This is a genomic window from uncultured Granulicatella sp., from assembly GCF_963515095.1.
Taxonomy (GTDB): Bacteria; Bacillota; Bacilli; order Lactobacillales; family Aerococcaceae; genus Granulicatella.
In genome coordinates, this window is sequence record NZ_CAUPXD010000031.1 from 1 (window position 1) to 21,786 (window position 21,786).

The window sequence follows — 21,786 nt, forward strand, 5'->3', positions numbered from 1 at the left end:
CAGAATTTTATAGTGCTTTCTTCTATTTTTGAGACTTTTTGCCCAGCCTCTTTTTATTTTAAAATAAAAAAGTTATATAATAATGATTGAGAGTGGAGGGAGATAGATGAAAGATTTACAATTTTACTTAGAATTAGAAGATAAGGAATGGGAAAGAGCAGGAGAACAAAAAGATCGTCATTGTGCAAGAGCGATTGTTGTAGACGATTTAGAACAATTTTATTTTGTTCAAATTACTAGAGATGATTTATTTGGATGCGGAACTTATATCGAAACTGCCGGTGGTGGTATAGAAGAAAGTGAAAATGCTGAAGAGGCAGTTTTACGAGAAGTTAAGGAAGAATTAGGTATCGAAAGTGAACTGCTATGTAAAATTGGAATTGTGAGTGACTATTATCACGCATTGAATCGTCATAATATCAATCATTATTATTTGTGTAAAGTGAAGAGTCGTGGAGAGCAAGAATTAACAGATTATGAAAAAAATGATTTTCAAATGAAGGTATTAATCCTTGGATATGAAGAAGCGGTCAAATTGTATGAAAGACAAACAGACAAAAAACTAGGAAGATTACTAACGAATCGAGAGTTACCAATTTTGAAAGTAGCCAAACAATGGTTAGATGAAAATCGATAGGAGGCGAGAAAAGTGAATCAATCCTATTATGATTTTAAACTGTTGACGCATTTATTAAATGCGAATCAAATACAGTTGCTGCCAGATGAATTTAAAGGGATATTAGAAGCGTTGGAAGAAGATAATTTAAGTGAAATGAAAAAAAGCTTTTCTCCATTAGGAAAATTAGTTGCTAGAGTGTTCGAGGTAGAACCGTTAAAGGAACGGCAGTATTATTTTGTAGAATGGGGGAATCAAGCAGTAGCAGTTACAAGTAGTGCGGATTTGTTGGCAGTATTATTAAAAGCAGCGCCAGAAAACGCAGATATTCGAGTTTGTACAGAGAGATAGAAGAAATGTGAAGCTAGAGAATTAAAAAGTCTCTAGCTTATTTAGTGACTTTAGTCATGGTAAGTAGTGACTTTAGGCACTAAACGATAAGGGGAGAATTAGATATACTAAATATGTAAAAACGTAAAGGAAGTGATTGGAATGACAGAAGTAAAAGAAAATAACAAAATGAAAAAAATATTTAAAAACTTATTCTGGTTTTATGTTGCAGTGTTAACGATATTAATGGTGAAAGTATTCGTTGGTGGAGAATCAGTCATTGACTATGTAACAGGAGAAAAGTTTGTACTCTTCATTCCAATCCTATTAGGCGTTATATCGGAAGAAGTGTAAGGAGGAATAACAATGAGAAAAAATGAAAATAATAAAGAAAAACAAGTGAATATTACAGGAAGAACAATTTGGGCAGCAGTACTCATTATCAATGTAATCCTAATTCTAATTAAACTGTTTAATGTGTTTTACTTTAAAGTTGCATTTGGAGAAGAGTTTAATTTCACTTATTTAATGTCACTGTTTCCGATATTCTTTTTATTCTTCGTGACAGCTAATATTGAAAAAGAGAAAAAATGAAATTTAAAATTTTGGTAAAAGTTTAAGGAGAAGTAACAATGAGAAAAGATGAGAATGGTAAAGAAAAACAAGTAAATATTACAGGGGAAAGGGTTTGGGCTGCGGCAATTGTTATAAATGTAATTCCAATTCTGATTAAATTATTTAATGTATTGTACTTTAAACATTCATTTGGAGAAGAATTTAATTATCCTTACTCCATTTCGCTAGTCACAATTTTATTTTTATTCGTAGTAACAGCTCTGATTGAAAAAGAAGAAAAATAAAATTTTTTAACATAAATTTTTTAGAGAAAAAATTGTATTGGTTTTCATAAATTTTAAAAGTTTAAATCAAACAGCTAGAAACGTTGATATAACAATGTTTCTAGCTGTTTTTAAACAAAAATGAAACACACGGCGGCGTTTGTATAAAAAAAGATTGATAAATCAACAAAAAAAGCTTGCATTTTTTTTGGTAAACATGTATACTATTAAAAGTGTCACAGGGGATAAGTATGTCCGCTACTGACACCCCCCTGAAAAGGAAACAGGGGTAGCTATGAAACGAGAGGTTGCGACACACCCGGACGCTTTGCCACGGAAGGGAGACGTCGGAAATTCGCGTGGAGCTAGTCTTATGACAACATTAGACGAAGGAGGAAAGAAAATGGCAAAACAAAAAATCCGTATCCGTTTGAAAGCTTACGAACACCGTGCGCTTGATCAATCAGCGGAAAAAATCGTAGAAACAGCAAAAAGAACTGGTGCTAGCGTAGCTGGTCCAATTCCATTGCCTACAGAAAGATCGCTATATACAGTTATTCGTGCGACTCACAAATATAAAGATTCTCGCGAACAATTTGAAATGCGTACACACAAGCGTTTGATCGACATCGTTAATCCAACGCCAAAAACTGTTGATGCCTTAATGAAGCTTGATTTACCAAGCGGCGTTGACATCGAAATCAAATTATAATAAATAGAAAAATGGAGGTGTAACCATGACCAAAGGAATCTTAGGCAAAAAAGTAGGGATGACTCAATACTTTACAGAATCAGGTGAACTTATTCCAGTAACAGTTGTAGAAGTAACTCCAAACGTTGTTCTTCAATTAAAAACAATCGAAAACGACGGTTACGAAGCTGTTCAATTAGGTTTCGACGACTTACGTGAAGTTTTATCAAATCGCCCTGCAAAAGGTCATGTAGCAAAAGCAAATGCTACTCCTAAGCGCTTCATTCGTGAATTCAACAATGTCGAGCTTAGCGAGTACGAAGTAGGACAAGAAATCACTGTGGATGTATTTAAAGCAGGTGACATCGTTGACGTAACAGGAACATCTAAAGGAAAAGGTTTCCAAGGTGCGATTAAACGTCATGGTCAATCTCGTGGACCAATGGCTCACGGTTCTCGTTACCACCGTCGTCCTGGTTCAATGGGTGGAGCATCATTCCCATCACGTGTATTCAAAGGTAAAGCATTACCTGGACAAATGGGTGGAAACCGTATCACTATTCAAAACCTTGAAGTGGTTAAAGTTGATGCAGAACGTAACGTTATCTTAATCAAAGGTAATGTACCAGGATCTAAAAAATCATTAGTAGAAATTAAAACAGCTATTAAATCAAAATAATTCAGTAAGGAAGGAGGAACGAGAGAATGACAAAAGTTACATTATACAAACAAGATGGAACAACAAATGGAGAAATTGAGTTAAGCTCAGATATCTTCGGAATTGAACCAAATGAAAATGTAGTATTCGACGCAGTAATCATGCAACGCGCTTCATTACGTCAAGGAACTCACGCAGTTAAAAACCGTAGTGCAGTAAGCGGAGGCGGCCGTAAACCATGGCGCCAAAAAGGAACTGGTCGTGCTCGTCAAGGATCAATCCGTTCACCACAATGGCGTGGCGGAGGTATTGTATTCGGACCAACACCTCGTTCATATAGTTACAAATTACCAAGAAAAGTACGTCGCTTAGCGATTAAATCAGTATTATCACAAAAAGTATTAGATCAAAAGCTTGTTGTAGTGGAAGCATTACAATTCGACGCACCAAAAACAAAAGAGTTTGCACAAGTATTAGCTAACTTAAAAGTTGACACAAAAGTGTTAGTAGTTGTTGAATCTTCAAACGAATTTGCACAATTAGCTGCACGTAACATTCCAAACGTAACAATTGTTGACGAAACACAAGTTACTGTTTTAGATGTTGTAAACAACGATAAATTAGTATTAACACAAGCTGCTCTTTCTAAAGTAGAGGAGGGACTTCAATAATGGATGCACGTGACGTAATCAAACGCCCAATCATTACTGAAGCTTCAATGCTTGCTACTGACGAAAAGAAATATACTTTCGAAGTAGACGTACGCGCAAACAAAATCGAAGTACGTCAAGCCGTAGAAGAAATTTTTGGTGTTAAAGTAGAAAAAGTTAACATCTTAAATGTACGTGCTAAATTCAAACGTGTTGGCCGCTATGCTGGTTACACAAACAAACGTCGTAAAGCAATCGTGAAGCTTACAAAAGACTCAAAAGATATTCAAATCTTCGCTGAAGAAGCATAATCTTCGAAGCAAAACTACTATTATATAGGAGGAATTAGACGTGGCGATTAAAAAATATAATCCAACCTCAAACGGCCGTCGTAATATGACAGGTTATGATTTCAGCGAAATTACAAAGTCAACACCAGAAAAAACTTTGTTAGAATCATCAAAAAACAACGCTGGTCGTAACAGCCAAGGTAAAATCACAGTACGTCACCAAGGTGGCGGACACAAACGTGCTTATCGTGTGATTGACTTCAAACGTAACAAAGATAACGTTGAAGGAGTTGTTCACTCAATCGAGTACGATCCAAACCGTTCAGCAAACATTGCTTTAATTCACTATGTTGATGGTGTGAAAGCATATATCATTGCTCCAAAAGGTTTACAAGTAGGACAACGTATCGAATCAGGCGTTAACGCTGATATTAAAGTAGGTAATGCATTACCATTAGGAAGCATTCCAGTCGGTACTGTTATCCACAACATTGAAACAAAACCAGGTAAAGGCGGACAATTAGTTCGTTCAGCTGGTACAAGTGCTCAAGTACTTGGTCAAGAAGGTAAATACACTTTAGTTCGTTTGAACTCAGGTGAAGTTCGTATGATTTTAGCAACTTGCCGTGCAACAATCGGTACTGTTGGTAACGAACAACATGAATTAATTAACATTGGTAAAGCTGGTCGTGCTCGTTGGAAACGTAAACGTCCAGAAGTTCGTGGATCTGTAATGAACCCTAACGATCACCCACACGGTGGTGGTGAAGGTCGTGCTCCAATCGGACGTCCAACACCAGTATCTCCATGGGGTAAACCAGCTCTTGGATACAAGACTCGCAGCAAGAAAGCTCGTTCAAACAAACTTATTGTTCGTGGTCGTAAAAAATAATTATTAAAACAAATCTGATTCTATTAAAATTTTGGAAGGAGGATTTCCATAATGGGTCGTAGTTTGAAAAAAGGACCTTTCGTCGATGAACATTTGATGAAAAAGGTTGAAGCAGCTCAAGGAAGCGACAAAAAAGTAGTGATCAAAACTTGGTCTCGTCGTTCAACAATTTTCCCAAACTTTGTTGGACAAACAATTGCTGTATATGACGGCAGAAAACATGTTCCAGTTTATATTCAAGAAGACATGGTAGGACACAAACTAGGTGAATTCGCACCAACAAGAACTTACCGTGGTCATGCAAATGATGATAAGAAGAGTAAACGTAAATAACGAGGGGAGGACTTAAACTATGTCAGAACAAATCACATCTGCAAAAGCAGTTGCTAAAACAGTTCGTATTGCACCTCGTAAAGCTCGTCTTGTTGTCGATCTAATTAGAGGTAAAAAAATCGGTGATGCAATTTCAATCTTGAAATTCACACCACGTGCAGCTTCACCAATCGTAGAAAAAGTATTGATGTCTGCAATTGCAAATGCTGAACACAATTTCGACTTAGATGTTGAAAACTTATATGTAAGCGAAGCATACGTGAACGAAGGACCAACAATGAAACGTTTCCGTCCACGTGCTAAAGGTTCAGCTTCACAAATCTTAAAACGCACAAGCCACATCACTGTAGTGGTATCAGAGAAGAAGGAGGGATAATCAGTGGGTCAAAAAATTCATCCAATTGGAATGCGTGTCGGAATCATCCGTGACTGGGATTCAAAATGGTACGCAGAAAAAGATTTCGCAGAATTCTTGCATGAAGATTTAAAAATCCGTGATTATATCCGTAAACAATTAAGCGACGCTAGCGTTTCAACAATTGAAGTTGAACGTGCAGCTAACCGCGTTAATGTTTCAATCCACACTGCAAAACCTGGTATGGTTATCGGTAAAGGTGGATCTGAAGTTGATAAATTACGTACAAACTTAAATAAATTAACAGGTAAAAAAGTACACATCAATATCGTGGAAATTAAAAAACCTGATTTAGATGCAAAATTAGTTGCTGAAGGAATTGCAAATGACTTAGAACGTCGTATCGCTTTCCGTCGTGCACAAAAACAAGCAATCCAACGTACAATGCGTGCAGGTGCTAAAGGAATTAAAACAATGGTATCAGGTCGTTTAAACGGTGCAGATATCGCTCGTTCAGAAAGCTACTCTGAAGGAACTGTTCCATTACACACATTACGTGCAGATATTGACTACGCTTGGGAAGAAGCAGATACAACATACGGAAAATTAGGTGTTAAAACTTGGATTTACCGTGATGAAGTATTACCAACAAGAAAGAACAACAACTCTGAGAAAGGAGGGAAATAAACATGTTAGTACCAAAACGTGTAAAACACCGTCGTGAGTTCCGTGGTAAAATGCGCGGGGAAGCTAAAGGTGGTAAAGAAGTAGTATTCGGTACATACGGTTTACAAGCAACAGAATCTCACTGGATTACAAACCGTCAAATCGAAGCAGCTCGTATTGCAATGACTCGTTATATGAAACGTGGTGGGAAAGTATGGATTAAAATTTTCCCTCACAAATCTTACACAGCTAAAGCTATCGGGGTACGTATGGGTTCTGGTAAAGGGGCACCTGAAGGTTGGGTAGCACCAGTTAAACGTGGTAAAATCATGTTTGAAATTGCTGGAGTTTCAGAAGAAGTAGCTCGTGAAGCTTTACGTTTGGCATCACACAAATTGCCAGTTAAAACAAAATTTGTGAAACGCGAAGAAAATGGTGGTGAATCGAATGAAGGTTAATGCACTTAGAAAAGAACTTAAAGGGTTATCCACTGCTGAACTTGTTGAAAAAGAAAAAGAATTAAAACAAGAACTATTCAACTTACGATTCCAACTTGCTACTGGTCAATTAGAAGGTACAGCACGCATTCGTGAAGTACGTAAACAAATTGCGCGTATCAAGACTGCATTGCGTCAAGAAGAATTGCAAAAATAATCATCAGCAAAGGAGGCAATGAACATGACTGTAGAACGTAACCAACGTAAAGTGTATCAAGGTCGCGTTGTTTCAGATAAGATGGAAAAGACTATTGTAGTTGCAATTGAAACTTACAAACGTCACAAAACTTACGGAAAACGCGTTAAATATACGAAAAAATTTGTAGCTCATGATGAAAATAACTCAGCTAAAATCGGTGATATTGTTAAGATCATGGAAACTCGTCCATTGTCAGCAACAAAACGTTTCCGCTTAGTTGAGATTGTTGAAGAAGCAGTAATTATTTAATTTCAAATTGTGTATACATTTGAAAGGAGGAACCAATAGTGATTCAAACAGAAACTCGTTTAAAAGTGGCTGACAACTCAGGCGCTCGTGAAGTATTGACAATTAGAGTTCTAGGCGGATCTGGCCGCAAAACAGCTAACATCGGTGACGTAATCGTTGCATCTGTTAAACAAGCAACACCAGGTGGGGTTGTTAAAAAAGGTGACGTTGTTAAAGCTGTAATCGTTCGTACGAAATCAGGAGCTCGTCGTAAAGACGGTTCTTACATTAAATTCGACGAAAACGCATGTGTAATCATTCGTGATGATAAGAGCCCTCGTGGAACACGTATCTTTGGACCAGTTGCACGTGAATTACGTGATAACAACTATATGAAGATCGTTTCATTAGCTCCAGAAGTATTATAATTCTCATCAAAATCGAAGGAGGTGTAACACATGCACGTAAAAACTGGTGATAAAGTTAAAGTAATCTCAGGTAAATACAAAGGAAAAGAAGGAGTAATCCTAAAAAGTTTTCCAAAACAAAACCGAGTTCTTGTTGAAGGTGTAAACATTGTTAAGAAACATCAAAAACCATCTCAAGCTAACCAAACAGGCGGCGTAGTTGAAATGGAAGCACCAATTCATGTTTCAAACGTAATGCTAATTGACCCTTCAACAGGTGCAGCTACACGTGTTAGCTACAAGGTTGAAAATGGTAAAAAAGTTCGTGTGTCTAAACGCACAGGTGAAGTACTAGATAAGTAATTTTAGGAAGGAGGACCATCCTGCATGAATCGCTTAAATGCAAAATACAAAAACGAAGTGGTAGCTTCTTTAATGGAAAAGTTTAACTACAAATCAATTATGGAAGTGCCTAAAGTAGAAAAAATCGTTATCAACATGGGTGTTGGTGATGCTACATCAAATGCTAAAAACTTAGAAAAAGCAGTTGAAGAATTAACATTAATTTCTGGTCAAAAACCAGTTGTTACTACAGCTAAAAAATCAATCGCTGGTTTCCGTTTACGTGAAGGTATGCCTATCGGTACTAAAGTTACTTTACGTGGCGAACGTATGTATGATTTCTTAGATAAATTAGTAACAGTTTCATTACCTCGTGTACGTGACTTCCGTGGAATCTCTAAAAAATCATTTGACGGACGTGGAAACTACACTTTAGGTGTGAAAGAACAATTAATCTTCCCTGAAATTGACTACGATCGCGTAGACAAAGTACGTGGTATGGATATCGTTATCGTAACTACTGCTAAATCAGATGAAGAAGCTAAAGAATTATTAACTCAACTTGGAATGCCTTTCCAAAAATAAAATAAAACTCACAGGAGGCGAGTAGTTTGGCTAAAAAATCAATGATCGCAAAGAACAAACGTCCAAAAAAATATTCAACACAAGAATATACTCGTTGTGAACGTTGTGGTCGACCACATTCAGTTTATCGTAAATTCAAACTTTGCCGTATTTGTTTACGTGAGCTTGCCTATAAAGGGCAAATCCCAGGAATGAAGAAAGCAAGTTGGTAATCATTACTACTTGATAAAGGAGGTACTCATTAATGGTTATGACAGATCCAATCGCGGATTTCTTAACTCGTATTCGTAATGCGAACATGGTTCGTCACGAATCTTTAGAAGTTCCGTCATCAAATATTAAAGTGGCTATTGCTAACATCTTAAAATCTGAAGGATTTATTAAAGACTTCACTGTTGAAGAAGATGGTAAGCAAGGTGTCATCAAAGTATTCTTGAAATATGGAAAAAATAACGAACGTGTAATCACAGGATTGAAACGTATTTCAAAACCTGGTTTACGTGTGTACGCTAAAACAGGCGAAGTTCCTAAAGTATTAAACGGTTTAGGTATCGCAATCGTATCAACATCTGAAGGTGTTATTACAGACAAAGAAGCAAGAGCTAAAAACGTAGGTGGAGAAGTTCTAGCATACGTTTGGTAATCTAGAAAACAAGGAGGTGCAGCCAAGTGAGCCGTATCGGAAATAAACCAGTTGTTATCCCAGCAGGCGTAACAATCGACTTAAAGGACAATACAGTAACTGTTAAAGGTCCAAAAGGTGAATTATCATATACATTCAACCAAAATATCACATTAGTTCAAAATGAAGGTGAAGTTGTTTTCACTCGTCCAGATGACTCAAAAGAAAACAAAACAATCCACGGAACAACTCGCGCAGTATTCAACAACATGGTTGTTGGTGTTACTGAAGGATTCCAAAGAGAATTGGAATTAATCGGGGTTGGGTATCGTGCTCAATTACAAGGTAAAAAACTTGTATTAAACGTTGGATATTCTCATCCAGTGGAATTCACTCCAGAAGAAGGATTAGAAATCGAAGTTCCTTCAAATACTAAAGTAATCGTTAAAGGTTATGACAAACAAAAAGTTGGCGAATTAGCTGCTAACATTCGTGGCGTACGTCCACCAGAACCATATAAAGGTAAAGGTATTCGTTACGTTGACGAGTTTGTACGTCGTAAAGAAGGTAAAACAGGTAAATAATTTTCGTAATTATTTACCTTTTGTTGCGCTATTAGTCGCATAAAAATATATTATAAGAGGTGAAAATTGTGATTACAAAACCAGACAAAAATAAAGTGCGTCAAAACCGTCACGCACGTGTTCGTCGCAAAATTTCTGGTACTGCTGAGTGCCCACGCTTGAACGTTTTTCGTTCTAACAAAAACATCTACGCTCAACTAATTGATGACGTAGCGGGTGTGACGCTAGCAAGTGCCTCTACTTTAGATACAAATGTAGAAAATGGAACAAAAACTGAGGAAGCTGTTGCAGTTGGTAAATTAATTGCAGAACGTGGACTTGAAAAAAATATTAAGAAAGTAGTCTTTGACCGTGGTGGATATTTATACCATGGACGTGTAAAAGCATTAGCTGAATCTGCACGTGAAAATGGACTAGTATTCTAGGAAAAGGAGGACCCACAATTCATGGTTAATATTGATGCAAGAAACTTAGAATTAGAAGATCGTGTAGTTGCGATTAACCGCGTAACAAAAGTTGTTAAAGGTGGACGTCGTTTACGTTTTGCTGCTTTAGTTGTAGTTGGTGACCGTAATGGACATGTTGGATTTGGTACTGGTAAAGCACAAGAAGTTCCAGAAGCAATCCGTAAAGCAATCGAAGATGCTAAGAAAAACTTAATTGAAGTACCTACAAGTGGTTCTACAATTCCTCACGAAGTTATCGGACGTTTCTGCGGTGGTAATGTATTACTAAAACCAGCTCAAGCCGGTTCAGGAGTTGCCGCAGGTGGACCAGTTCGTGCCGTTGTTGAATTAGCAGGTATCGCTGATGTAACTTCAAAATCTTTAGGTTCAAACACACCTGTAAACATGGTTCGTGCTACAATCGAAGGTTTGAAACAATTAAAACGTGTTGAAGATGTTGCTGCATTACGTGGCAAATCAGTTGAAGAACTTTTAGGATAAGGAGGACATTAAAATGGCAGAATTAAAGATTACTTTAAAGAAAAGCTTGATTGGACGTCCTCAAAACCAAATCGATACTTGTAAAGCATTAGGCTTAACAAAAATTCGTTCAACAGTTGTAAAACCAGCTAACGATGCTATCAAAGGCATGGTTAACACAGTATCACATCTAGTGGATGTTGAGGAAGTTTAATTAATCAACTTATAAGAGGAGGTGCCCGAAACATGAAACTTCATGAATTACAACCAGCAGCTGGTTCACGTAAAGAACGTAACCGTGTTGGTAGAGGTCAAGGTTCAGGAAACGGAAAAACTGCAGGACGTGGAAGCAAAGGTCAAAAAGCTCGTTCAGGCGGTGGCGTTAGATTAGGATTCGAAGGTGGACAAACTCCATTGTTCCGTCGTTTACCAAAACGTGGTTTCCAAAATATTAATCGTAAAGAATATGCAGTCGTAAATCTAGAAACATTAAACCGTTTCGAAGATGGACAAGAAGTGACTGCTGCTGTACTAGTTGAGGCAGGTATCGTTAAAAATGAAAAAGACGGTATCAAAGTATTAGCAAACGGAAAACTTGAACGTAAGTTAACTGTTAAAGCAAATAAATTCTCTCAAGCAGCAAAAGAAGCAATTGAAGCTGCAGGTGGAACTGTAGAGGTGATTTAATGTTCTCTCTACTTAAAAATGCGATCACAACAAAAGATATTAGACAACGTCTATTATATACATTAATGGTATTAGTCGTATTTAGAATTGGGACGCATATTACAGTTCCTGGTGTTAATGCATCAGCTATTGAATCATTTGCATCGTCGGGTTTCTTTGGTATTTTAAATACATTTAGTGGTGGGGCATTGTCAAACTTTTCCATCTTTTCGATGGGAGTTTCTCCTTACATCACTGCGTCAATCGTAGTTCAATTATTACAAATGGATATTCTTCCTACATTCGTAGAATGGTCTAAACAAGGGGAAGTTGGTCGACGTAAATTAAATACCGCTACTCGCTATTTAACAATCGTAATTGGATTCTTCCAAGCATTTGCGATATCATTTGGTTTCAATGCGTATGCAAACTATGGATTAATTAATAATCCTGGTATTTCAACATACTTGTTGATTGCTTTAGTTTTAACAGCAGGTACAATGTTTGTTACATGGCTAGGGGATATGATTACTGTAAATGGAATTAGTAATGGTGTATCTATTATTATCTTTGCAGGGATTGTAGCTCGTATGCCACATGATATTTATGAATTTTATGTTAATCAATTACAAGGAAAAGTCGATGAAGAGTTGTATCGTGCTTATGGGTTTACAGCTGCTTTAGCAGTTGCAATACTTTTAGTGGTTATGTTAGTAGTATATATTGAACAAGCGCAACGTCGCTTGCCGATTTCATACTCTAAACGTCCAACAGGAGCAAGCGAAGCTTCATGGTTACCATTGAAGATCAACTCTGCAGGGGTTATTCCAGTAATTTTTGCAAGTTCGTTTATAGCATTACCTCAAACTGTATTAAGTGCTGTTCATGGTCAATACAGTGAGGAAAGTTGGTATCAAGTTGCAACAAATATATTTGATTACCAAAAACCAGCAGGTGCAAGTTTATATATCTTTTTAATAGTAGTATTTACATACTTCTATGCATTTGTACAAGTTAACCCTGAAAAAGTTGCGGAAAACTTACAAAAACAAGGTGGTTACATCTTAAGTGTAAGACCTGGTAAAGACACAGAACATTATATTTCTGGAATGCTTTTAAGATTGAGTACAGTCGGAGCCCTTTACCTAGGTGGTATTTCATTATTACCTATGGTTGCTGCAGCTTTGTGGAATCTACCACGTGGTTTAATGTTAGGTGGAACAAACTTACTAATCGTAGTTGGGGTTGCACTTGAAATTAGCCGTCAAATTGAAGGCCGAGCAATTAAACGTAAATATAAAGGGTTTATCCAAGAGTAATGAGGAAGATTGACAAAATATTTTTGAATGTTTTGTCTTTTCTTCATCTACAATGTAAAGGAGATATTATGAATATTATTTTAATGGGCTTACCTGGAGCAGGTAAAGGAACTCAAGCAGAAAAAATTGTTGCTACTTATAACATTCCACATATTTCAACTGGTGATATGTTCCGTGCAGCAATGCAACAAGGAACAGAGTTAGGACTAAAAGCTAAATCTTTTATGGACAAAGGTGAATTAGTTCCTGATGAAGTTACTAACGGAATTGTTAAGGAACGTTTACAAGCAGACGATACTAAAAACGGATTTTTATTGGATGGTTTTCCAAGAACACAAGCTCAAGCTGAAGCACTTGATAAAATTATGGATGAATTAGGTCGTAAAATTGATGCAGTTATCAATATTGATGTAAATCCAGAAATTTTAATGCAACGTTTAACAGGACGTTTCATTTGCAGAAACTGTGGAGCTACTTATCACAAAATCAATAAACCAACTAAAGTAGAAGGCACATGTGATCGTTGTGGAGAACACGATTTCTACCAACGTGAAGATGACAAACCTGAAACTGTTGAAAATCGTATTCAAATTAATATTGAACAATCAAAACCAATCTTAAACTACTACAATGCAAAAGAAGTTTTACATAATGTAGATGGTGAAAGCGGGATTGATCATTTGTTTAACACAATTCAATCAATTATGGGCGAACCGCACAAAGCTTAACCTGTTATCTTGCATTTATTGTAGCTGAAATGGTATAATTAGAAAGTTAGATAACGGTAGAAGTCCGTCAGTAAAATCCGTAACAACTTTTTAAAAGTGAGGAGGATGAAGCATGGCAAAGGAAGACGTAATTGAAATTGAAGGTATTGTTAATGAAACATTACCAAATGCGATGTTCAAGGTCGAACTTGAAAATGGTCATGAGGTTTTAGCGCATGTATCTGGTAAAATCCGGATGCACTATATTAAGATTTTACCGGGCGATAAAGTAACGGTTGAATTATCACCTTACGATTTAACGCGCGGAAGAATCACATATCGCTTTAAATAATGGACTCCGTTAATGATATAAAGGAGGGAACTTAAATGAAAGTTAGAGCATCAGTAAAACCAATTTGCGAAAAATGTAAAGTAATTAAACGCAATGGTAAAGTTATGGTGATTTGTCAAAATCCCAAACATAAACAACGTCAAGGATAATTTATAAGGAGGTACTTAAAAGTATGGCTCGTATTGCAGGTGTGGATATTCCACGTGAAAAACGTGTTGTTATTTCTTTAACCTATATCTACGGTATCGGTGTTACGACTTCTAAACAAGTATTAGCTGCTGCTAATGTAAGTGAAGATACTCGTGTTCGTGATTTATCAAATGATGAATTAGACCGTATCCGTGCAGAAGTGGATAAACTAAAAATTGAAGGTGACTTACGTCGTGAAGTGAACTTAAACATCAAACGTTTGATGGAAATTGGTTCTTATCGTGGTGTTCGCCATCGTCGTGGTTTACCAGTTCGTGGTCAAAATACTAAAAACAATGCTCGTACTCGTAAAGGCCCAGCTAAGGCTATTGCAGGTAAGAAAAAATAATTTAGAGAAGAAGGAGGTTAATTCTTCATGGCAAAGAAAGTTGTACGCAAACGCCGCGTGAAAAAGAATATTGAATCTGGTGTAGCTCACATCCGTTCAACATTTAATAATACAATTGTTATGATTACAGATGTACATGGAAATGCTGTTTCATGGTCTTCTGCAGGTGCTTTAGGATTTAAAGGTTCTAAAAAATCAACACCATTTGCTGCTCAAATGGCTGCTGAATCTGCTGCGAAAGGTTCAATGGAGCATGGTATGAAAACAGTTGAAGTTTCAGTTAAAGGTCCTGGTTCAGGTCGTGAAGCTGCAATTCGTTCATTACAAGCTACTGGTTTAGAAGTTACAGCAATTCGTGACGTAACACCAATCCCTCATAATGGATGTCGTCCTCCAAAACGCCGTCGTGTGTAATGGATTGTTATTGTTGAATTTTGTTGGACAATCGCACATTGTACGTACGTTTTGAAAGGGGTAAATAATAATGATCGAAATTGAAAAACCAAAAATTGAAACGATTGAGATCAGCGAAGATGCTAAATTTGGTAAATTCGTTGTTGAGCCACTTGAACGCGGTTATGGTACTACATTAGGGAACTCATTACGCCGTATTCTATTATCGTCACTCCCTGGTACTGCAGTAACAGATATCCAAATGGATGGCGTGTTACATGAATTTTCAACAATAGATGGCGTGGTAGAAGATGTTGCTGCAATCATTTTAAATATTAAGAAAATTGCATTAAAATCTTTTAGCGAAGATGATAAAGTGTTAGAAATCGATATCGTTGGTCCTGCTGTTGTGACAGCTGGAGATATCAAACATGATAGTGATATCGAAATCCTTAACCCTGATTTATATATTTGTACAGTAGCTGAAGGTCATCGCTTCCATGTTCGTATGAACGCTAAAAATGGTCGTGGTTATGTTCGTGCTGACTATAATAAATCTGAAAATATGCCAATTGGTGTAATCCCAATTGATTCTATTTATACTCCGATTAGTAAAGTGAACTACCAAGTCGAAAATACTCGAATTGGACAAAAAAATATTTATGATAAATTAACGCTTGATGTATGGACAGATGGTTCAATCTCTCCTGAAGAAGCTATTAGTTTAGCAGCTCGTATTTTAACTGAGCACTTAAATATTTTTGTTAATTTAACAGATGAAACTCGTCAAGTAGAAATTATGGTCGAAAAAGAAGAAACTCAAAAAGAGAAAATGCTTGAAATGACGATTGAAGAATTGGACTTATCAGTTCGTTCTTATAACTGCTTAAAACGTGCGGGAATCAATACTGTACAAGAATTAACGAATAAATCTGAAGCGGAAATGATTAAAGTTCGTAACTTAGGTCGTAAATCGCTTGAAGAAGTTAAACACAAATTAATCGAATTAAATTTAGATTTACGTCGTGAAGACTAATAGAAACTCTTAAGAAGGAGGAATATTAAAAAATGGCTTATCGTAAATTAGGACGTACAAGTTCACAACGTAAAGCGTTATTACGTGACTTGACAACTGACTTAATTATTAACGAACGCATCGTTACAACAGAAGCTCGTGCTAAAGAAATCCGTTCAACTGTTGAAAAAATGATTACTTTAGGTAAACGTGGAGATTTACATGCTCGTCGTCAAGCAGCTGCATATGTTCGTAACGAGGTAGCAGATGTACGTGAAGAAGGCGAAAAAATCGTTGTTGAAACTGCATTACAAAAATTATTCAATGGTTTAGCATCACGTTACAGCGAACGTCAAGGTGGATACACTCGTATTCTTAAAACTGAACCTCGTCGTGGCGATGCTGCACCAATGGTTATCATTGAATTAGTTTAATAGATAAACAAACACTTTTTGATGGTTATAAATGAGCGTCATGATGGTAATAATCATCTTGCGATTGTAGGATGAGAAGTCTGAGGCTACTGTAAAGTAGCCTTATTCTTTCTCATGATTATTTAGTCTAGCTCGCTGTCTCCCCGTCAGCGATGACGGGAAGGCACTTCATCATGAAGGTGTCTTTTTTTGTTTTTATACATATTTTATTTTTATACATAATTAAAGGTGAAGAGGTGAAGAAATTGGTTCAACCAGTTATTTCAATAAAAAATATTCATTTTCATTATCATGACGATGATAAAAGAGAAGCATTATCAGATGTAAGTATCGATGTATATCCTGGTGAATGGTTAGCAATTATTGGTCATAATGGTTCTGGGAAATCAACATTAGCTAAAATGATGAATGGACTATTAGAACCTAATGAAGGCTCAATTTATATTGATGGTCAATTATTAACAGAAGAAACAGTCTATGAAGCTAGACGAAAAGTTGGAATGGTGTTTCAAAATCCAGACAATCAGTTTGTTGGTACTACTGTAGAAGATGATATTGCATTTGGATTGGAAAATATTGGAATGCCTCGTGAGGAAATGATTCAAAAAATCAATTCGTCTTTAGAAATGGTTCGCATGACTCCATTTAAAGATAAAGAACCTGCACGATTATCAGGAGGACAAAAACAACGTGTAGCAATTGCTGGCATGATTGCATTAGCGCCTAAAGTAGTGATTTTAGATGAATCTACTTCTATGTTAGATCCACAAGGGAGATTTGAAGTGATTTCTACGATTCAAAAACTTCATAAGGAAAAAGGAATTACAGTTATTTCGATTACTCACGATTTGGAAGAGGCTGCAAGTGCAGATCGAGTATTATTAATGGAAGGCGGGAAAGTCAATCGTATTGGTGCACCTTCTGAAATTTTTGAAATGGGTACAACATTAGTGGATAAAGGTTTAGATGTTCCTTTTTCTGAAAAATTAAAAGCAGTATTAAAAGAAAAAGGCTTAAATGTTCCAAGTGAATATTTAGATGAAGAAGGGTTGGTGGAATGGTTATGGACATCCGTTTTAAACAAGTAGGATTTGCCTATCAAGCTGGTACGCCATTTGAAATGAGAGCATTACATGATATTTCGTTTTCTATTGAAGATGGTTCTTATGTTGCGATTATTGGACATACAGGTTCTGGGAAATCAACAATTCTTCAACATTTAAATGCTTTGTTGAAACCAACTGAAGGAGTTGTAGAATTAGGAGAAAAAACGATTGATTCAACAACCGGTAATAAAGACTTAAAACCTTTACGTAAAAAAGTTGGGATTGTTTTTCAATTTCCAGAAGCACAATTATTTGAAGAAACGGTTGAAAAAGATATTGCTTTTGGACCTAAAAATTTTGGTGTAAGTGAAGAAGAAGCTTTAAAAATTGCAGCTGAAGTAGTAAAAACAGTTGGATTACCAGAAGATGTTTTGAAAAAATCACCATTTGATTTATCTGGGGGACAAATGAGACGAGTTGCTATTGCAGGGGTATTAGCAATGAAACCAGAAGTGTTAGTCTTGGATGAACCAACAGCTGGACTTGACCCAAAAGGTCGCTTTGAAATGATGGAAATGTTTTATAAATTGCATAAAGAACAAAATTTAACGATAGTTTTAGTAACGCATCAAATGAATGATGTAAGTGATTATGCTAATCATGTTGTTGTCATTGAAGCAGGAAGTGTTGTAAAGGAAGGGGCTCCTAAAGAAGTTTTCGAAGATGCTTCATGGTTATTAGAAAAGCAATTAGGAGTTCCAACTACTTTAGCTTTTGTAGAAAAATTAAAATCTAAAGGTTGGAATACAACTAAAATGCCGTTAACCTTAGAAGAACTAGCGGATGCTATCCTAGAAGAACGTGGGGTGAATGAAGATGCTCGATAAATTATTATTAGGTCGTTATTTACAAGGGGATTCTTTTATTCATCGCTTGGATCCACGTACAAAATTTTTAGCCACTTTTCTTTTTATTATTATTGTATTCCTTGCGAATAATTGGCTAACTTATTTTATTTTAGCAATATTTACAATGATTGCTTTATTGGCTTCTAAAATTCCAATGAGTTTCTTTTGGAATGGAGTAAAACCACTATTGTGGGTTATCTTGTTTACAGTAGTATTGCAAATGGTATTTACAACAGGTGGAGATGTTTATGTTGAATGGGCCTTCATTAAGATTACTTCCTATGGGGTTATCAATGCGATTTTTATCTTTTTAAGATTTATGTTCATTATTTTTATCTCTACATTAATGACTTTAACAACTCCTCCTTTGCAAATTGCAGATGCCATGGAATCGATTATGAAACCATTAGGGAAAATTGGTGTTCCAGTTCATGAGATTGCTTTAATGTTATCGATTGCTTTACGTTTTGTTCCTACATTAATGGATGAAGCGCAAAAAATTATGAATGCTCAGAGAGCTCGTGGCGTAGATTTCGGTGAAGGAAATTTATTCGAACAAATGAAAGCCATTATTCCGATTTTAATTCCATTATTTGTGAGTTCATTTAACCGTGCGGAAGATTTGGCAACGGCAATGGAAGCAAGAGGATACCAAGGTGGAACGGGGAGATCAAAATACAGAGTTCTTACATATGGTAAAATTGATGGAATAGCTGCAACATCACTAGTGATTTTAACGATTGCTTTAGTGTTATTTAGAGGACAATAATAAGTATGAAACAAGATTTAGCATTATTAAGATATTTATTAAGAAAAATCTATCATGCTGAAATACGTATGAAAAAATTAAGAACATGGATGCTATTTGATTTTTTTAGTGATAGTCTGATTTTAAATTGGTTTAAAAGAAGGCAAATTTCAGCATTGAATAAGGATTTAGCTGAAATCCAACATGGTGTTAGAAAACTTCAAAGAGACTATCCCTACTTATTGGCAAATTCAAATTTACATATTTCGAATACAACTTGGGACTATATTTTTGATTTGTGATTAGATAATGTTGTTGTAGATTTTATGATTCATAAAAATGTACAAGAGATTTCGAGAAATTTGGATTCGCTAAAAGTAGTAGTTGTACGCTTAATTAAACAACAATTGAATTAAAGGCTTTCCCGTAGTAGGTTGTTATTGCTACTATGGGGAAGTCTTTTCCACTTTTCGAACAGGAATGTGGTACAATAAATCGAAGAAATCGTGAAGGAGGAAATCGAGTGGGATTTCGTTATAAAGTCATTTTAAGTTATGATGGAACGAACTATGTAGGCTTTCAAGTGCAAGAAAATGGTAATAGTATTCAAGCAGAATTAAATAAAGCACTAAGAAAAATGACAAAGGGATTGTATATTCCGGTTTGTGGTTCAGGGAGAACAGATTCAGGAGTACATGCAAATGGACAAGTGATACATTTTGATTATCCGACAAAAATTGAAGAAAAAAATTTACAAAGAGCATTAAATAGTTTATTACCGGATGATATTTGTGCAAGAGAAGTGATGGCAGTTAGTGATGACTTTCATGCAAGATATAGTGTGACGGGTAAACGATATATTTACCGAGTAAATATTCAAAAATTTGTGAATCCATTTAGTCGTTTATATACTCTGCACCATCCTTATAGAGTTAATGTGAATCAGATGAATGAAGCTTTACAAGCTGTTATCGGAGAATATGATTTTACAAGTTTTTGTTCTACAAAGACAGATAAGGAATCAAAGGTTAGAACTGTTACGAAAGCAGAAGTAGTAGAGCAAGAAGGGGAATTAGTCTTTACGTTTGAAGGAAATGGATTTTTATACAATATGATTCGTATATTAGTGGGCACGAGTCTTCAAATCGGAGATGGACTACGACCTGTTTCAGATATGAAAGAGATTTTAGTAGCAATGGACCGACAAAAAGCAGGGCCAACCGCTCCTCCTCAAGGCTTGTATTTGGATGAAGTTTTCTATGAAGAAAAGGAATAATGCAGTTTTATCAAGAGTATGTTACAATAGAAACGGATTTAATTTAAAGGAGAGATACGATGGTATTAGAAAATTTTGATGTAAATTTACAAAAATATGCAAAATTACTAGTGTCTACTGGGATTAATGTTCAACCGGGACATACAGTAGTCATTTATGCGGAAGTGGAGCAAGCAGTATTTGCACGTTTATTAGTAAAAGAAGCGTATCAATTAGGAGCAAGTGAAGTTATCGTTCAATGGAGTGATGATGAAATTAATCGTGACCGTTTATTATATGCTGCGGAAGATCGTATCACGACTGTTCCAGAATATAAAGTACAAGAAATGCACTATTTATTAGACCACAAAGCAAGTCGTTTAAGTATTGTCTCTAAAGATCCAGATGCATTAAATGGAGTAGATACAAGTCGTCTTGCAAAATCAATGAAAGCTACAAGTGTTGCTTTAAAACCAATGCGTGTTGCAACTCAATCGAATAAAGTAAGTTGGACAGTAGCAGCTGCTGCAGGTAGCGCATGGGCTAAAAAAGTATTCCCAGAAGCAACATCAACTGAAGAAGCTGTAGATTTATTATGGAATCAAATCTTTACAACTTGCCGAGTATATGCTGACGACCCAGTTGCGGCTTGGAAAGAACATGAAGAAAAATTAGACAAAAAAGCAGCTGTTTTAAATAAAGAACAATTTGCTAAATTACATTACACTGCACCAGGAACTGACTTAACTCTTGGAATGCCTAAAAACCACGTGTGGGAAAGTGCAGGAAGCTATAATGCACAAGGTGAACATTTTATTGCAAATATGCCTACAGAAGAAGTGTTCTCAGCTCCAGATTATCGTGTAGCAGATGGTTATGTAACAAGTACAAAACCATTAAGTTATAACGGAAATATTATCGAAGGAATCAAAGTTACCTTTAAAGACGGTCAAATCGTAGAAGTTTCTGCTGAAAAAGGTGACCAAGTAATGAAAGACTTAGTATTCGAAAATATGGGTGCTCGTGGGTTAGGTGAAGTTGCGTTAGTAAGCGACCCTTCTCCAATTTCTCAATCAGGAATTACATTCTTTAATACATTGTATGATGAGAATGCTTCTAACCACTTAGCAATTGGTTCAGCTTATGCGACAAGTGTTAAAGGTGGAGAAAAATTTGAAACTGAAGAAGAATTAGCTGCAGCCGGCTTAAATCGTTCAGACGTTCATGTGGACTTCATGATTGGTGGACCAAATATGAATGTTGACGGTATTCGTGAAGACGGAACAGTTGTACCAATCTTCCGTAATGGAGACTGGGCTATTTAATGACATTGAAAGCATCCTATCCATTGTTAACCTCAGATGGATGGGATGTTTTTTATTTAGCAAACGAAGGGAGTTGTAAGTATGACTCGACAAAGAAAATGGTTTTATGGAATTTTTGGGGCGTTATTTGCATTGACTTTATTATTTTATGGATTGATTCTTATATTTACTTATCGTGGAACTCCTGAAGAGAATTTGGATAAAGTATATGTAGCAGGACATTCTTTAGGGGGAGTTGTTGCAAGCTTAGATGCTGTAACCTTACAAAAAGAAAATCACTTAGCAGGACTGATTTTATTCGCTAGTTATCCAGACAAAAGTGTTGATTTCAGTAGTAGCAATATTCCAGTTTTATCGATTGTAGCAAGTA

The 21,786-nt window shown here is 36.1% G+C and carries 41 protein-coding genes; all 41 read left to right on the forward strand.

Features of this window, described 5'->3' with window-relative positions; genetic code table 11:
• The first annotated feature begins 106 nt into the window (after window positions 1-106).
• Window positions 107-637 (forward strand): NUDIX hydrolase, encoded by a 531-nt coding sequence (locus RWL86_RS06945; protein ID WP_314078288.1) that lies wholly within the window; start codon window positions 107-109, stop codon window positions 635-637.
• Between the two features lie 12 nt (window positions 638-649).
• The gene (locus tag RWL86_RS06950) at window positions 650-967 is read left to right on the forward strand and encodes a hypothetical protein (RefSeq protein WP_314078291.1); all 318 of its coding nucleotides are present in this window, start codon (window positions 650-652) and stop codon (window positions 965-967) included.
• A 141-nt stretch (window positions 968-1,108) separates the two neighbouring features.
• Complete coding sequence (locus RWL86_RS06955) at window positions 1,109-1,300, forward strand: hypothetical protein (protein ID WP_314078294.1); 192 nt, start codon at window positions 1,109-1,111, stop codon at window positions 1,298-1,300.
• A gap of 12 nt (window positions 1,301-1,312) precedes the next feature.
• Window positions 1,313-1,540 carry a hypothetical protein gene (locus RWL86_RS06960; protein WP_314078296.1) on the forward strand — a complete coding sequence of 76 codons (228 nt, stop codon included), beginning with the start codon at window positions 1,313-1,315 and terminating at the stop codon, window positions 1,538-1,540.
• A 38-nt stretch (window positions 1,541-1,578) separates the two neighbouring features.
• Complete coding sequence (locus RWL86_RS06965) at window positions 1,579-1,806, forward strand: hypothetical protein (protein ID WP_314078299.1); 228 nt, start codon at window positions 1,579-1,581, stop codon at window positions 1,804-1,806.
• 382 nt (window positions 1,807-2,188) lie between these two features.
• Complete coding sequence (rpsJ, locus tag RWL86_RS06970; RefSeq protein ID WP_039849279.1) at window positions 2,189-2,497, forward strand: 30S ribosomal protein S10; 309 nt, start codon at window positions 2,189-2,191, stop codon at window positions 2,495-2,497.
• A 25-nt stretch (window positions 2,498-2,522) separates the two neighbouring features.
• Complete coding sequence (gene rplC / locus RWL86_RS06975; protein ID WP_314078300.1) at window positions 2,523-3,155, forward strand: 50S ribosomal protein L3; 633 nt, start codon at window positions 2,523-2,525, stop codon at window positions 3,153-3,155.
• A gap of 26 nt (window positions 3,156-3,181) precedes the next feature.
• Complete coding sequence (rplD, locus tag RWL86_RS06980) at window positions 3,182-3,805, forward strand: 50S ribosomal protein L4 (RefSeq protein ID WP_314078302.1); 624 nt, start codon at window positions 3,182-3,184, stop codon at window positions 3,803-3,805.
• Complete coding sequence (rplW, locus tag RWL86_RS06985) at window positions 3,805-4,095, forward strand: 50S ribosomal protein L23 (RefSeq protein ID WP_006703269.1); 291 nt, start codon at window positions 3,805-3,807, stop codon at window positions 4,093-4,095. Before rplD ends, rplW begins: the two co-directional genes overlap by 1 nt.
• A gap of 40 nt (window positions 4,096-4,135) precedes the next feature.
• Window positions 4,136-4,966, forward strand: coding sequence for a 50S ribosomal protein L2 (gene rplB, locus RWL86_RS06990; protein WP_006703271.1), 831 nt, complete (start codon window positions 4,136-4,138; stop codon window positions 4,964-4,966).
• Between the two features lie 51 nt (window positions 4,967-5,017).
• Entirely contained in the window at window positions 5,018-5,299 is a 282-nt protein-coding gene (gene rpsS, locus RWL86_RS06995; protein WP_006703273.1) for a 30S ribosomal protein S19, read from the forward strand.
• Window positions 5,300-5,318: 19 nt separating this feature from the next.
• Window positions 5,319-5,675, forward strand: coding sequence for a 50S ribosomal protein L22 (gene rplV, locus RWL86_RS07000; protein WP_006703275.1), 357 nt, complete (start codon window positions 5,319-5,321; stop codon window positions 5,673-5,675).
• Window positions 5,676-5,678: 3 nt separating this feature from the next.
• Window positions 5,679-6,341, forward strand: a complete 663-nt coding sequence (rpsC, locus tag RWL86_RS07005; protein ID WP_314078307.1) for a 30S ribosomal protein S3 — start codon at window positions 5,679-5,681, stop codon at window positions 6,339-6,341.
• Window positions 6,342-6,343: 2 nt separating this feature from the next.
• Window positions 6,344-6,778 carry a 50S ribosomal protein L16 gene (gene rplP, locus RWL86_RS07010; protein ID WP_006703278.1) on the forward strand — a complete coding sequence of 145 codons (435 nt, stop codon included), beginning with the start codon at window positions 6,344-6,346 and terminating at the stop codon, window positions 6,776-6,778.
• Window positions 6,768-6,974, forward strand: coding sequence for a 50S ribosomal protein L29 (gene rpmC / locus RWL86_RS07015; RefSeq protein WP_006703280.1), 207 nt, complete (start codon window positions 6,768-6,770; stop codon window positions 6,972-6,974). Before rplP ends, rpmC begins: the two co-directional genes overlap by 11 nt.
• Before the next feature lie 24 nt (window positions 6,975-6,998).
• A complete protein-coding gene (gene rpsQ, locus RWL86_RS07020; RefSeq protein WP_006703281.1) occupies window positions 6,999-7,265 on the forward strand; it encodes a 30S ribosomal protein S17 in 267 nt (88 codons plus the stop codon).
• A gap of 38 nt (window positions 7,266-7,303) precedes the next feature.
• Window positions 7,304-7,672, forward strand: coding sequence for a 50S ribosomal protein L14 (rplN, locus tag RWL86_RS07025; RefSeq protein WP_005607465.1), 369 nt, complete (start codon window positions 7,304-7,306; stop codon window positions 7,670-7,672).
• Window positions 7,673-7,702: 30 nt separating this feature from the next.
• Window positions 7,703-8,014 carry a 50S ribosomal protein L24 gene (gene rplX, locus RWL86_RS07030; RefSeq protein WP_006703282.1) on the forward strand — a complete coding sequence of 104 codons (312 nt, stop codon included), beginning with the start codon at window positions 7,703-7,705 and terminating at the stop codon, window positions 8,012-8,014.
• 24 nt (window positions 8,015-8,038) lie between these two features.
• Window positions 8,039-8,578 (forward strand): 50S ribosomal protein L5, encoded by a 540-nt coding sequence (gene rplE, locus RWL86_RS07035; protein ID WP_006703283.1) that lies wholly within the window; start codon window positions 8,039-8,041, stop codon window positions 8,576-8,578.
• A 26-nt stretch (window positions 8,579-8,604) separates the two neighbouring features.
• Window positions 8,605-8,790 (forward strand): type Z 30S ribosomal protein S14, encoded by a 186-nt coding sequence (locus tag RWL86_RS07040; protein WP_005607459.1) that lies wholly within the window; start codon window positions 8,605-8,607, stop codon window positions 8,788-8,790.
• A gap of 32 nt (window positions 8,791-8,822) precedes the next feature.
• On the forward strand, window positions 8,823-9,221 hold the full coding sequence (rpsH, locus tag RWL86_RS07045; RefSeq protein ID WP_314078314.1) for a 30S ribosomal protein S8: 399 nt from the start codon (window positions 8,823-8,825) through the stop codon (window positions 9,219-9,221).
• Window positions 9,222-9,247: 26 nt separating this feature from the next.
• Complete coding sequence (gene rplF, locus RWL86_RS07050) at window positions 9,248-9,784, forward strand: 50S ribosomal protein L6 (protein WP_314078317.1); 537 nt, start codon at window positions 9,248-9,250, stop codon at window positions 9,782-9,784.
• A 59-nt stretch (window positions 9,785-9,843) separates the two neighbouring features.
• Complete coding sequence (gene rplR / locus RWL86_RS07055; protein ID WP_314078319.1) at window positions 9,844-10,209, forward strand: 50S ribosomal protein L18; 366 nt, start codon at window positions 9,844-9,846, stop codon at window positions 10,207-10,209.
• A 21-nt stretch (window positions 10,210-10,230) separates the two neighbouring features.
• Entirely contained in the window at window positions 10,231-10,731 is a 501-nt protein-coding gene (rpsE, locus tag RWL86_RS07060) for a 30S ribosomal protein S5 (RefSeq protein ID WP_006703287.1), read from the forward strand.
• A gap of 13 nt (window positions 10,732-10,744) precedes the next feature.
• Window positions 10,745-10,924, forward strand: coding sequence for a 50S ribosomal protein L30 (rpmD, locus tag RWL86_RS07065; protein WP_006703288.1), 180 nt, complete (start codon window positions 10,745-10,747; stop codon window positions 10,922-10,924).
• A 32-nt stretch (window positions 10,925-10,956) separates the two neighbouring features.
• Window positions 10,957-11,397, forward strand: a complete 441-nt coding sequence (gene rplO / locus RWL86_RS07070; RefSeq protein ID WP_314078323.1) for a 50S ribosomal protein L15 — start codon at window positions 10,957-10,959, stop codon at window positions 11,395-11,397.
• Window positions 11,397-12,695 (forward strand): preprotein translocase subunit SecY, encoded by a 1,299-nt coding sequence (secY, locus tag RWL86_RS07075; protein WP_314078325.1) that lies wholly within the window; start codon window positions 11,397-11,399, stop codon window positions 12,693-12,695. Before rplO ends, secY begins: the two co-directional genes overlap by 1 nt.
• A gap of 68 nt (window positions 12,696-12,763) precedes the next feature.
• Entirely contained in the window at window positions 12,764-13,423 is a 660-nt protein-coding gene (locus RWL86_RS07080) for an adenylate kinase (protein ID WP_314078326.1), read from the forward strand.
• Between the two features lie 112 nt (window positions 13,424-13,535).
• On the forward strand, window positions 13,536-13,754 hold the full coding sequence (infA, locus tag RWL86_RS07085) for a translation initiation factor IF-1 (protein ID WP_005607446.1): 219 nt from the start codon (window positions 13,536-13,538) through the stop codon (window positions 13,752-13,754).
• 35 nt (window positions 13,755-13,789) lie between these two features.
• Window positions 13,790-13,903, forward strand: coding sequence for a 50S ribosomal protein L36 (gene rpmJ, locus RWL86_RS07090; RefSeq protein ID WP_005607444.1), 114 nt, complete (start codon window positions 13,790-13,792; stop codon window positions 13,901-13,903).
• 23 nt (window positions 13,904-13,926) lie between these two features.
• Entirely contained in the window at window positions 13,927-14,292 is a 366-nt protein-coding gene (rpsM, locus tag RWL86_RS07095) for a 30S ribosomal protein S13 (RefSeq protein ID WP_006703292.1), read from the forward strand.
• A gap of 27 nt (window positions 14,293-14,319) precedes the next feature.
• Window positions 14,320-14,706 carry a 30S ribosomal protein S11 gene (rpsK, locus tag RWL86_RS07100; protein WP_005607440.1) on the forward strand — a complete coding sequence of 129 codons (387 nt, stop codon included), beginning with the start codon at window positions 14,320-14,322 and terminating at the stop codon, window positions 14,704-14,706.
• 70 nt (window positions 14,707-14,776) lie between these two features.
• A complete protein-coding gene (locus RWL86_RS07105) occupies window positions 14,777-15,721 on the forward strand; it encodes a DNA-directed RNA polymerase subunit alpha (RefSeq protein WP_314078328.1) in 945 nt (314 codons plus the stop codon).
• A gap of 32 nt (window positions 15,722-15,753) precedes the next feature.
• Entirely contained in the window at window positions 15,754-16,134 is a 381-nt protein-coding gene (gene rplQ / locus RWL86_RS07110) for a 50S ribosomal protein L17 (RefSeq protein ID WP_314078330.1), read from the forward strand.
• Between the two features lie 236 nt (window positions 16,135-16,370).
• Window positions 16,371-17,222: an energy-coupling factor ABC transporter ATP-binding protein gene (locus RWL86_RS07115; protein WP_314078332.1), complete on the forward strand. Its 852-nt coding sequence runs from the start codon at window positions 16,371-16,373 to the stop codon at window positions 17,220-17,222.
• Window positions 17,198-18,067 carry an energy-coupling factor ABC transporter ATP-binding protein gene (locus RWL86_RS07120; RefSeq protein WP_314078334.1) on the forward strand — a complete coding sequence of 290 codons (870 nt, stop codon included), beginning with the start codon at window positions 17,198-17,200 and terminating at the stop codon, window positions 18,065-18,067. Before RWL86_RS07115 ends, RWL86_RS07120 begins: the two co-directional genes overlap by 25 nt.
• A complete protein-coding gene (locus RWL86_RS07125) occupies window positions 18,057-18,857 on the forward strand; it encodes an energy-coupling factor transporter transmembrane component T (protein WP_314078336.1) in 801 nt (266 codons plus the stop codon). Before RWL86_RS07120 ends, RWL86_RS07125 begins: the two co-directional genes overlap by 11 nt.
• Before the next feature lie 5 nt (window positions 18,858-18,862).
• On the forward strand, window positions 18,863-19,138 hold the full coding sequence (locus tag RWL86_RS07130) for a hypothetical protein (protein WP_314078338.1): 276 nt from the start codon (window positions 18,863-18,865) through the stop codon (window positions 19,136-19,138).
• 221 nt (window positions 19,139-19,359) lie between these two features.
• Window positions 19,360-20,112 (forward strand): tRNA pseudouridine(38-40) synthase TruA, encoded by a 753-nt coding sequence (gene truA, locus RWL86_RS07135; protein WP_314078341.1) that lies wholly within the window; start codon window positions 19,360-19,362, stop codon window positions 20,110-20,112.
• A gap of 59 nt (window positions 20,113-20,171) precedes the next feature.
• Complete coding sequence (locus RWL86_RS07140) at window positions 20,172-21,416, forward strand: aminopeptidase (RefSeq protein WP_314078342.1); 1,245 nt, start codon at window positions 20,172-20,174, stop codon at window positions 21,414-21,416.
• Between the two features lie 81 nt (window positions 21,417-21,497).
• Window positions 21,498-21,786 (forward strand): alpha/beta hydrolase (locus RWL86_RS07145; protein ID WP_314078343.1); only part of this gene is annotated, 289 nt, incomplete at its 3' end.